Here is an 11,249-nt window from a genome sequence, read left to right as displayed (position 1 = left end):
TGGGTAGATCAGTCGAGATCGGATTTTCGCTGGAGGGCGGCATGAGAGCGATCGAGGTATCCCGGCAAAAGTCGCCATTTTTGGCGGTGTGCGTCATGGCCGCGCTGGCATTGGTGTGGTTGGCGGCAATGGGCAGCGCCTCGATGGCGCAGGCGCAGCAAACTTCGACCGTGCCGGTGGCGGATGAAAAATTTCAGGCGTTCATCAAGATGCTTGATGATCCCGATATCCGCGCGCGGCTGGACGCCATGGCAGTGCCCCCTGCGGACAAGCCAGTTGCGCCAGCCGCCTCCCAGATGGCGGTCTGGGACAGCCTCATTCGCAACCATCTCGTTGCGTTGCGTAGCGCGGTTCCGCGCATCCCGGGCGAGGCCGCAAACACCGTCCGAATTGTGAGGTCAGAAATCAACAACCGTGGATTCGCCACCATACTTGTTCTCTTCGCAGCCTTGCTGGCGCTTGGCTTCGGAGCGGAGTGGCTATTCAAGCGTGCGGTGGGCGGAGTGAAGCAGCCCGGCTCGGGCCAGGCAGCCGGTGCAAGCGCCGCACGCGAGGGCAATCGTGCCGCCCGATTATTCGCGGAACTGGCGCCGCTCGTCGTGTTTTCCCTCGTCAGCGCTGGGGTTTTCCTGGCCTTCGATTGGCCCGCCTTGCTGCGCGTTGTCATCCTGACCTATCTGGTCGCATTCATCGTCGCGCGGCTGGTGATGACCATCGGCAGGATACTGCTTGCACCGAATGGCGGCGCCATTCCGGCGGGACAGGAGAAACCGCTCCGGCTTGTTCCGGCGAGCGATGCCGAAGCCCATTTCTGGTATCGCCGGCTGGCCGTTTTCACCGGCTATCTGATGGCCGGCTGGGCGACCGTCAGCCTGCTTCCGCACCTGGGCTTTTCGCCGGATGCAACGCGTTTGATCGCCTATCTGCTGGGGATCGGGCTTCTGGTCCTCGCCGTCGAGATGGTCTGGCGGCGTCCAGGCCGCCCGGCGACCACACAGCGCATAAGCACGAGGGAATGGCTCCTTACCATCTACCTGGTTCTCCTCTGGGGGCTCTGGGTCGCCGGTCTCAACGGCGCGCTGTGGCTCGGCATCTATGCCTTGCTTTTGCCAAAGGCGTTGACCATCGCCGGCCAGGTGGCAGAGGCGCTGGTGGTCCGGCCGGACAATGCCACCTCGGCGAATTCCGTTCGCACAGTGCTGATCAACCGCGGCGTTCGCGCGCTGGTGATCCTGCTCGCGGTGCTGTGGCTGAGCCTGGTCTGGCGCCTGGACCCAGGTGCAATGGCAGAAGGTAATACCACCATAAACCGGATCGTGCGCGGCCTGTTCCACGGTGCCCTGATCTTGCTGGTTGCCGATCTCATCTGGCAACTGGCGAAAGCCTATATCGGCCGGACGCTGGAACTGGCCGCGGTCGACGACACAATCACGCCGGCTGAGGCGGCACGCCGGAGCCGGCTCAGGACCTTGCTGCCGATCTTCCGCAACATGCTGGCTGTGCTGCTTGCTACTGTGGCCGTTCTCATGGTGCTTTCGGGGCTCGGCGTGCAGATCGCCCCGTTGATCGCCGGCGCGGGCATCTTCGGGGTTGCTATCGGCTTTGGCTCGCAGACCCTGGTCAAGGATGTGCTCAGCGGCGTCTTCTACATGCTCGACGATGCCTTCCGGGTCGGTGAGTACATCCAGAGCGGCAGCTACAAGGGAACCGTCGAATCCTTCAGCCTACGCTCGGTGAAGCTGCGCCATCATCGCGGCCCCATCTATACCGTCCCGTTCGGTGAGCTCGGGGCGATCCAGAACATGAGCAGGGATTGGGTGATCGACAAGATCACGATCGGCGTGACCTATGATTCCGACGTGGACCTAGCGCGCAAGCTGATCAAGAAGATCGGCCTGGAACTGGCAGCCGATCCTGAATTTGCGGCCGACACGATTGAGCCGCTCAAGATGCAGGGCATCGACAATTTCGGGGACTATGCGATCGTTCTCAGGATGAAGCTGATGACAAAGCCGGGTACCCAATTCGGCATCAAGCGGCGCGCACTCATGATGATCAAGGCGGCATTCGAGGAAAACGGCATCAAGATCGCGGTTCCCACCGTTCACGTCGAGAGTGGCGGGGAGACCGCGGCCGCTGCTCATCAGGCAGACCAAATCCTGAAAAAGAGCAAGGCCCCCTTGGAGGCGGTGAGTGGCACGCCATAGAGCTGCGCGGTCCTGTCCACGTCATCCGAACTCGGCCTGACTCTCTGAGAAAGGCATCGATGAATTCGGGCCGTGCCAAAACCGACATCCGACCAAAGGGCAATGGCTGTCGCGTGATAGTCGTTCGCGGAATGTCGGCTATCTCTCAGGAACGGCCGCAATGGGGGCAAACCGACATCATGCCGTCGTTGCGGACGTTCTGACGAACATAGTCGGATGGCAAGACATTAGGCGGCGTTCGTATGTGTGCCAACCGCCATTTGTCGATGGCGTCGAGGACTGAACGGTCCGCAATGCGCTGGCCAGCATTAGCCCGTAGGTTACAGTTATTTACGTTCCCTGACGTGAGCCGATCGGCCAAGGTCACTCACAGCGCGCAATATCGCCTCGCCCCGCAAGAGGACAGCAGCCTCTGAGCAATCGAATAGGGCGCCCATAGCCAGAAACAATTTAGCCTGCACACAAAGGGGAATATCGATGCGAAAATTCATGACACTCATCGCGGCAACGTCAGTAGCACTTTCGTCTGCGATGGCAGCCTACGCACAAGATCAAAACCCCCTTCCCAAGGCCAGCGATGTGCTTGTCCGATACGGGGACGACGTCGAGGGCTGGACCGTGTACGCCAATCAAACCCGCGGAGATTGCTTGATCGTGCACTCAGATGGCCCAAGTTCGGTGCAAATGGGCGTTACCGCAAATCGGGAGGTCGGGTATCTTGGGGTGTTCACGAAGCAGGATATCGGCCTTCAGAACGGGACCAAGTCGGAAATCTTCGTCTCCATCGGCGGCCGTCTCTACGAGGGTGTGGCCACCAGCACGAGCGGCGAACTCAAGGGCGGATATTCTGGCGGCTACATCTTGACCGACGACCCGAAGTTCAAGCGCGACGTAGCGAAGCAATATGAAATGATCGTGTTTCCGGAAACCAAGGGGGCCTTTGTCGTCGATCTGAAGGGGACTTACAAGGCAATGGCAATGGGCCACAAGTGCCTCACGCAGTGACCCCGCTCTGACCGCTCATTTGCCTTTCATGGGTCCGGAACGCGAGGTTGGCGTTTGGAACAGAATTGGCAATTCTGTTCCACCCGACGCCTAATCGGGCACCGGGCGCGGTGTATTTCTTGGGTGGCGCGGAGCGCCATCGTCCGCCGGGCGCAGTCGCGGCAAGCGTCCTAACTGGCTTAGTCGCGGACTTTTTCAGCAATATCGACCCATTCTAAGCATTCGCGCCGGAAAGAGAACGTTGTCGCATGTTTGAGGGCCTTGCTATCCTGGCAGGCGATGCACGATCCGCCTACCTCAATGACAATCTACCCAAAACAGCGTTTCCTTAGCCGGCCGGCATCGCCGCGAAATCACGCGATATGCCCACAAGCAACGTGACGTTGTCCTATTTCAAGGACCCCTCAGTTGCCACCGATTTGTCGGCGGAGTTCGCTCGGAACGCCACGTAGAAGCAGACAACTCCAGACGGCAAGAAGTGCGTGAAATGCAGCCATGGGCCAAAGCATGACGCCGGTCATCTTTAGGACCGCACCCGCGTACATGAGGAGAATTGATACGGCTGTGTTGTAGATCAGAATGCCAATAAGCAATCCGAATAGTGAAGGATTTAACTTGTCTTTTCTCGCCATCCAGCTTGCGACACCTATAGCAAGCAGCGTAGCGCCCGCAATGCGGCCGACAAAAATTGCTTCAACCGTGTCGCGTTCCAATCCAAGCAGGAGCGCAAATGGAACGGAAGGCAGCAAAAGAAGAGCGAAACCTGTCGGCGTCTCGGTCACCGCAATCACGATGAGGAATAACTTTCGTGCCGCGTTCATTGCTGACTTTCCCTTCGCTGATCGGGCATCTCGATTGCTTTGTCGTAGGCCTCCTTGGCGATGACGCGGCCTTCAGCCTCGGTTATTTCAGCAGCCTGCGCGCTTTTGGAGCCAAGTGCTGGAAGCCCCAGAGCTGGCGCCGAACCTATTCTGAAATAGCGTCGACTGAGTTTCATCGCGCTGTTCTCCCAGCTTTACCGTCCGGCGACATGGATCTGGGGTGCCCTTCAAAGCACTATGTCTTGCACTTCTTCGCGGACGGTGCTGGCAGGGCGCAATTCTTGACGCCAGCACTCGATTTCTGGCCGGTCTCAGAACCTGTCAGGGCGCCGATGTGACTGCCCAAATTTTCTCTGCTGTTTTGATCGACCGCTGCAACAGGCGCCGCAATCACCAACCCTGCCGCGCTGCCCGCCGCTGCCGCCGCACCGGTCGTTGCGTGAATGATCGTGTCGCCCAGGCCTATCCTGTTGTCGGTCAACGTCTGGCCGCCGGCAATACGCGTCCCAATCAGTTGCACGATCTGCGGTGACGACGCGAATTTGCCGTGATGCAAGCGATCTCCCGATTTGACTTTCGTCATATCGATGACGGTAATATTGTTGCTCTCGAGTTCTTCCTTGTATGGAGCTTGTTCCGGGTCAATTGATCCGAGCCGGGGGATATTGCCCCAGACCCGTCGCGAAACTTTGAGCGCGCGATCGTCCTGCGAGACGAAGAGGGTGAACTGCGGGTGCTGTTTGCCCATGTCGGCAATCTGAGTGCGAAACACGTCGACATCGACGTCGGGCGCGGCCAGCATGACGTTTTTGAACTTCGCTGGAAGGCCGCCATTGCGGATGGCCATCTGGCGCAAGCCTTCCAACGCAAGCCAGTTGCCCATCGAATGGGCGAGGATCGAAACTTCCTTGATTTCAGGATCGCGTGCCAGATATTGGAACAGCAGTTCGAGGGCATTTCGCGTGTAGTTGGTGCTTTCACGGTCGTAGCCATACGCCAGCGCACTGCCTCGGGAGGGCCATGTGACCAGGATCGGGACGCTCTGCGTGCCCGTATCCTTCGCGATCTGCGCAAAGCGATAGACCGAGTCTTCAAAGCGATTGTTGAATCCGTGAATAAAGACGAGGACGCTGTGATCCGGGCTCTTCGTGACGGAGGCGCTAAGCCACTCCTTCGCGGTCTCCGGAGTTATTTCCTCGGCTCTTACAACCGCGAAATCGGTTGCCGGGTTCGATGGCAGCTTCTTGGGCCATGCCACCTCTCCAACCTTGCGGACCGATGCCGGAGGGATCGACACCGTGATTTCCGCGAACGAAGGGGCCAGTCCGCGCTCGCCCGTATACATTTGTGCCGGATTGGAGGAACGACTGCGTGTCGTTGCGACCAGCATCTCCACCTTGCTGGAGGAAGGGGAGGTATCGGCCACGGGCAGCAGCACATTCGTCGGACGGGACGCGCACCCCCACAGCAGGCCAACCAATGCCGACGCCAGCAAAACGTTGCTGACACGCCTGACCTTGGAGAGGCTCACGAAACAGTTCCCCAAACTCTCCTCCCGTTTCGAAGCCGTCCCAAAGCGTCCTCGGGCAGCAAAAGCCGCCCCGCAACCAGGAGCGGAAACGATCAGCACTGTACTGCTGGCGCGAACTTCGCGATGCGATTACTCAGACACGCGGCCATGATCTATTTGACCCCCGGCTCAAATCCAATCAGAACCGAAATCTGGCGCCGATGATCGGTCCCTGCATTGCTATGTCAAACACAAACCCGTCGTCGTCGTAGTCTACGGCAAGGTAGCGATAGCCCGCTTCCAGCGTGACCGAATCACTGTACCGGTATTGAAGCGTGCCCTGCACTTGCCAATCGATGTCGGCGCCAACACCGAAGCCACCGACATCCGCCTCGCCATGGAGCCCGAATCCGTTACCGAGAGCAACATCGCCGGCCACACCAATCAAGGGGTCGACCCAGGTCTTGCTGCCGCTGGCCTCATTCGTGGCGAGAGGGCCAGTAACGGTCAAATCCGTATCCAGGTACCAGAGCCGTCCGCCGGCCAGAACGTCCAAGGTCGCGGTGCCATTGTCGAGGACCCGATAGGAGCCGCCGAAGGTCCACACCACCGTGTTCATGTCCGCTTCGGCCGAAAGAGCCAACGGGCCTGCCGACGTGCCATCGGCCTCGAGTCCCAGGTAGATGAAGTCGGTGAAAAGAGCATAGCGGCCATTGCGCGCCTCACCGGCAAACATGACCGGCGGGGGAGACCAATCGATGTGGTCGAAGATCTGGCTGAAATCGACATCGATATCCGCCGGCGACAGGCCCCTGACGCCGACCCTGCCCTTCATGCCTGCCATCCAGAAATAGGGCTCTGCGGTGAAGGTCCAGACCGGCGCGGGCGCGGCTTCAGCAGGCGCGGGGGCGGTTTCAGGAAGTTGCGTCGCAGCGTCCGCGGCGATCGCCGGCACCGCAAACAGCGCTGCCGCTGTTCCCGCCCAAGCCAACACGAGAGCTCGGATGATCCCCATATCGAAGTCCCCTCTAATTCCGTCTTTTACTTCATGTCCGATGCGATCATCACTGCACGCCCGCAGTGACACCATATATGTATTCGCGCCGCTCAGCTAATGGATATCGGATTCCGATCGTTTTTCATGTCGACAGCGGTTCATTTGTTGCTGTCAAGGAAGGATAGTTCTGGGTCTACTTCGGGAACAGCAGGGTAATTCCCGTGCGGAATCCGAAGCCGTCGGGTCCGCTATCGGGGCTTACCGCCCAATACCGCACACCGGCGAAGAGGCTGATTGGCTGCTTGTCGATCACAACCAGCTTCGAGACCTGGAAGTTGATCGGGACCGACCATTGATGCGTCTCCCAATTGTAGGCGCTCTCGGTATTGAGCGTGAAGGTCCAGGCATCCTTCGTCGTGTAAGAGACGAAAGGCTGCAGGAAAGTGGAATTTATATCGCTGCGGTCGCTGTCGCCTGCAAATGACCAAATGTGGTTGGCCAGCATGCCGACCGTCCACCCATCGAATTGCTTCAAGACGACGCCGGTCGGTCCCGCTCCCCATTTTTTTCCGCCAAGGAACTCGTCAGTCGCAGTGGGCAATAGAAACACCGGGCCGACACCCCAGATGATCCCGCTCGCTGTGGGTTGGGAAGGCGAGAAGAACAGGCTTTGGGTTATGTCGCCGAGCCCGGACTGGTCGCCGGATGGTCCTGCAATGTCGTGCTGCCAGGCAATCGGCAAGATGGTGCGCGATATCAGGTTCCAGTTGTCGTTGAGCGTGATCGGGATGACCGGCTGCACATTGACATAGGCTTTGTCACCATCGTTCGGGCCATAGCCGCTGTCGTAGTTGAACTGGAACGGCACGCTGATCAGCGAGGCGATCGGATTGGATAGCTTCTTGGCGAGATCCTGGGTGTCATCCTGGGCCCACGCCGCCGTGGCGACAAGCAGGGCCGGGAGCACGGCTGCTATGGTTTGCAGAGGTCGATTGCCTGACAGAAATTCCAAGCCAGCCTCCGCTAATTCTGGCCGCTCACCGTGGCGGCCAAGGAATGACACGCGATTTCCGGGTGGCGTCCGCGTGCAGCACGGCTCCGACTTCCCCAACCAGCCGATCCACCAGTTCCTGCCATTCGGCTCGTCTAGACTCGCGCAATGCCGGCGGCACCCTATCGATCCTCGACAGTGCGAGCTCCGCTTCAGCAAGTTCCTCGCACATATCCTGAAAGCTCTCACTTCGGTCCATCAGTCGATGGATCGCCAGTTCAAACTGCGGGAACCGACGCACCGCCGCCGAGACCGCTCTTTGTCTATCAGCCGGTTCGTCGTCCATCCTCATGGCGCAAATTCGTATTTTCCCGAAACCACCGTAGCCTATCGCATGGAGGCGGCTGCGGAATGTAAGTTACGTGGGTGACAGGGTAATTTCTGAACATCCCGTAGCGAGTTCGGTGGGCACCAAGCCTCGCAAATGCAAACTGCGTTGCCGGTGACGTCGCCTAACTGTCGATCGGTGTCATCTGCCGCTGCATGGCACAATCGTCGCCGTCATCCGGATGTTATCCGCTCAGACTACTACCAGGAGTATTGCAGGAATTGGCTCACGCATGTAAAATTGCATAGCGAGAGGTGACCGGCGAAAAAAGAAATATAACTGGGAGTAGTCACCCCAGAACGTCAGGCGAGGGAACCAAGATGATCCGGGCGGAACCGGCCGCAGGGAGGGGCATAGGGTTGTCCCCAGAGGATTGTCGTGCCCAGCTTGCCCTGATCCTCAACAGCGCGGACTTCGATGCAACCGGTCGCGAACGCCGCTTCCTCAGCCATGTGGTGGAGGAGACGTTGGAGGGTCGCGGTGACCGTATCAAAGCCTATTCGATCGCAGTCGAAGTGTTCGGCCGCGATATGTCTTTCGACCCGCAGACGGATCCGATTGTCCGCATCGAGGCTGGCCACCTCCGGCGCGGGCTCGAGCGCTACTACCTGACTGCCGGACACGACGATCCAATTCTCATCACGATTCCGAAGGGCGGTTACGTTCCAACGTTCTCGGCGCGATCGCCCCCCGAGACCATTGAGCCGGTCTTGCCGGTTAACTGGGCAGAGAAAGTCCCGACCCCTCCTCGATGGATGAGGGCATCATGGCTGACGGTAGCTCTCGCGGCTACCGTCGCGGCATTGGCTGTTCTGGCGTTGGGATTGGCGAGCGGCGGCGTCCGCCCAACTTCGCCTGAGATTCCGCGACTGCTGGTCGAGACGTTTGACGATCTTTCAGGAACGGAAGCCTCCAGGGCGATTGCGAGCGGATTGACACAGGAAATTGTCGGGCAACTCTCTAAGTTCAAGGATGTCATCGTCGTCCAGTCTTCCGAAAATTCGGTCGCGCCATCGCGCTTTGTTCTTGCGGGAAGCGTCCACCTGTCGGCGGATTCCTTCCGGCTTCGGGTCAGGTTTATCAACCGCGCCGACGGCTCCGTCCTGTGGGCGGACAGTTATGATGGAGAGATAAGAGTAGCCGCGCTTCTCGAGACCGAGGCGAATATCGCACAGAAAGTGGCGACGAGCCTGGCCCAGACATATGGCGTGATCTTTCAGGCCGACGCCTCGCTCCACGTCTCGAATCCTCCCGACGATTGGGCTGCCTATTCCTGCACGCTTTCCTTCTACGCATACCGGGCAAAGCTCGACCAAAAGGAACTTCCAGCGGTGCGCGGTTGCCTGGAGAAGGCCGTTGAACGTTTCCCGGGCTACGCCACGGCCTGGGGTCTGCTGTCGCAAGCCTATATCGACGAGATTCGATTCCTCTACCCTTCCGACGAAGCCGCGACTTCGGCTTCGATCGCTCGCGCTCTTGCCGCGGCCAGGCGGGCCGTGGAGCTGGACCCGCTCAACATCCGCGGCCTGCAGGCGGAAATGTTCGCGCTCTATTTCAGCAAAGAGATCGAGGCGGCGCTGTCCGTGGGCAAACGTGCCTTGAGCATCAACCCCAACGATACCGAACTGATGGGCGAGTACGGATATCGGCTGGCGCTTTCAGGAGGATGGGACGACGGCTGCCCGCTGGTGGCGGAAGCTCGCACACGCAATCCGGGTCCCTTGGCCTATTACGAGACCGCGCTTGCCCTTTGCGCCTATTTTCGCGGCGATTATCCGCAGGCGGCCATGTGGATCAGGAAAGCCACGGTTCCCGGCAATGCCAACTATCACATCATAGCGGCCGCCATTTTCGGCGAGGGCGGATATGAAGCGGACGCCCGGCGCGAGCGGGTCTGGCTTGAAGAAAACGCGCCAGGCTTGATCAAGAAACTCCGGCAGGAGGTCGCGATGCGGATCATTCGACCAGTGGACGTCGATTTCTTCCTCGGTTCGCTCAAAAAGGCCGGACTCGCATTCAAGGACCTGGCCGGGCAGACCTAAACTCCGCCCGTAGGACACGGCAGCGTACATTCAGCGCGCCGGCTGACACCGCAACGCCAGCCGATTTCGTAGCGCCCGTGAAAGCTGGCGCCGCTGACGGCATTGGCAGTCGCTCTGTGCACCTATACTGCACCAAGCGCGATTTTGAACTTCGGCGGCTTAAGCCCCTATCCTGCTAACCGCTCACCGCTCACCGCATTACCCTGTTCCCGCCGCAAAAGCCGTGGTGACAAACCACCTTTGAAGGCGATGTATCAGCCTCCCCTGCAACTCCAGTACGACAGCGCTGCCCTCCTCCCCGGCGACACCCATGCTGCAACCTGTTTCGGTGGACGGGGGCCACGAAATCCATGAAATGGCCGACGCGTTTCTTGCGTGAGGCGGATTTCGCTCTTCCGCCGGGATCATGCCGGCGGATAGGGCCGCGAGGGCGGCGTCGCCAGCGTGAGCAGGTTGCCGTCAGGATCACGCACCTGCGCCAGCGTCGAGTAGTCGCCCTCAATATCGTCCTCAAGCACGATCCGCAGGCTCTGCAGCCTACGGCGCTCCTCCGCGACATCGTCGACGATAAGGAATATCACGCCCCTGCCGGCGATCTCGCTGTCGGTTGAAAGCGCTACCCCGCCCTGGTCGAAGAGCTCCCACTGCACCAGCGTGTCCATCGGCCGGTAATCCGGTCCACGACCGAGCAGCTTCGTATACCAGCCTTCGGCCGCCACAAGGTCTGCGGTGAGCAATGCGGTGTAGATCTTCTGCAGGTTCATTTGTTCCTCCCCGAGCCAGACGCTGTATGAACGCCTACTCGACCAGCAAGGTTCCCCTGCCATGGGTGACGAAAAGCGTATCGCCGGATCGCTGTTTGCCACGGCAGCCTCTGCCCAACCGCCGGACCAAGCCCGCAACGATGAAGCGAAGCTCCATCCCGGTCATCAAGGGCACCTGTCGAGCGGCCGCGAATACCCGGGAAGACCTGCCACTGAGTTCCACGAGAGCCTAGAGGCGGAAGGAGAGCCTAGCTTTCCGACCGGTCCGGGTGGGTGGGCCGAGCAACAGAGCGACGGCGCTAACGCCCAGCGCAGCAGCACCGACGCAACGGCCGACAACCCGGGCAGGTAAACACAGGTCCTGACGGACAAGGTAAATCGCGGCAATTGCCGGTGCATGCACCGACCCAGATTCGCCACCAAGAGCGGGCGCTGCAACGGCCGTTTTGCATGGCCGAAGTGCTGCCGATCGACGTTTAATATGAGTGACGGTTGACCGTGGCGGTCTGTGACCTAGCTTAGAT

11 protein-coding genes are annotated in these 11,249 nt (G+C 59.7%); 4 read left to right on the top strand and 7 right to left on the bottom strand.

Annotated features, from left to right (window positions below):
- The first annotated feature begins 41 nt into the window (after positions 1 to 41).
- Together IQ26_RS01310 and IQ26_RS01305 are read left to right on the top strand one after the other, a co-directional pair.
- Positions 42 to 2,207 (top strand): mechanosensitive ion channel family protein, encoded by a 2,166-nt coding sequence (locus IQ26_RS01310; protein ID WP_240546951.1) that lies wholly within the window; start codon positions 42 to 44, stop codon positions 2,205 to 2,207.
- A gap of 477 nt (positions 2,208 to 2,684) precedes the next feature.
- Positions 2,685 to 3,212 (top strand): hypothetical protein, encoded by a 528-nt coding sequence (locus IQ26_RS01305; RefSeq protein ID WP_145711541.1) that lies wholly within the window; start codon positions 2,685 to 2,687, stop codon positions 3,210 to 3,212.
- A gap of 404 nt (positions 3,213 to 3,616) precedes the next feature.
- Here the strand turns inward: IQ26_RS01305 and IQ26_RS01300 are convergent, their stop codons facing one another.
- The 6 genes from IQ26_RS01300 to IQ26_RS01275 all read right to left on the bottom strand — a co-directional run bounded on the left by IQ26_RS01300 (position 3,617) and on the right by IQ26_RS01275 (position 7,877).
- Positions 3,617 to 4,033 (bottom strand): hypothetical protein, encoded by a 417-nt coding sequence (locus IQ26_RS01300; protein WP_145711539.1) that lies wholly within the window; start codon positions 4,031 to 4,033, stop codon positions 3,617 to 3,619.
- Positions 4,030 to 4,209 (bottom strand): hypothetical protein, encoded by a 180-nt coding sequence (locus IQ26_RS01295; protein WP_145711537.1) that lies wholly within the window; start codon positions 4,207 to 4,209, stop codon positions 4,030 to 4,032. The genes IQ26_RS01300 and IQ26_RS01295 overlap by 4 nt, the downstream gene beginning before the upstream one ends.
- Positions 4,210 to 4,268: 59 nt before the next feature.
- Positions 4,269 to 5,528: an alpha/beta hydrolase gene (locus IQ26_RS01290; RefSeq protein WP_407660303.1), complete on the bottom strand. Its 1,260-nt coding sequence runs from the start codon at positions 5,526 to 5,528 to the stop codon at positions 4,269 to 4,271.
- A gap of 214 nt (positions 5,529 to 5,742) precedes the next feature.
- Positions 5,743 to 6,633 carry a porin family protein gene (locus IQ26_RS01285; RefSeq protein ID WP_145711535.1) on the bottom strand — a complete coding sequence of 297 codons (891 nt, stop codon included), beginning with the start codon at positions 6,631 to 6,633 and terminating at the stop codon, positions 5,743 to 5,745.
- A 100-nt stretch (positions 6,634 to 6,733) separates the two neighbouring features.
- Positions 6,734 to 7,507 (bottom strand): transporter, encoded by a 774-nt coding sequence (locus IQ26_RS01280; RefSeq protein ID WP_407660304.1) that lies wholly within the window; start codon positions 7,505 to 7,507, stop codon positions 6,734 to 6,736.
- A gap of 70 nt (positions 7,508 to 7,577) precedes the next feature.
- Positions 7,578 to 7,877 (bottom strand): hypothetical protein, encoded by a 300-nt coding sequence (locus tag IQ26_RS01275; RefSeq protein WP_240546950.1) that lies wholly within the window; start codon positions 7,875 to 7,877, stop codon positions 7,578 to 7,580.
- 362 nt (positions 7,878 to 8,239) lie between these two features.
- Between IQ26_RS01275 and IQ26_RS01270 the strand changes: the two genes are divergently transcribed.
- Positions 8,240 to 9,961, top strand: coding sequence for a hypothetical protein (locus IQ26_RS01270; protein WP_145711532.1), 1,722 nt, complete (start codon positions 8,240 to 8,242; stop codon positions 9,959 to 9,961).
- A 404-nt stretch (positions 9,962 to 10,365) separates the two neighbouring features.
- On the opposite strand, the gene IQ26_RS01265 is transcribed toward IQ26_RS01270, so the two are convergent.
- Entirely contained in the window at positions 10,366 to 10,725 is a 360-nt protein-coding gene (locus IQ26_RS01265; RefSeq protein ID WP_145711530.1) for a VOC family protein, read from the bottom strand.
- Positions 10,726 to 10,786: 61 nt separating this feature from the next.
- Here IQ26_RS01265 and IQ26_RS39905 point away from each other — a divergent pair, with 61 nt between their 5' ends.
- The gene (locus IQ26_RS39905; protein ID WP_208760086.1) at positions 10,787 to 11,077 is read left to right on the top strand and encodes a hypothetical protein; all 291 of its coding nucleotides are present in this window, start codon (positions 10,787 to 10,789) and stop codon (positions 11,075 to 11,077) included.
- Positions 11,078 to 11,249: the final 172 nt, after the last annotated feature.

The organism is Mesorhizobium tianshanense (assembly GCF_007830515.1).
GTDB lineage: Bacteria > Pseudomonadota > Alphaproteobacteria > Rhizobiales > Rhizobiaceae > Mesorhizobium > Mesorhizobium tianshanense.
This window is presented reverse-complemented; position numbering and strand designations above follow the sequence as displayed.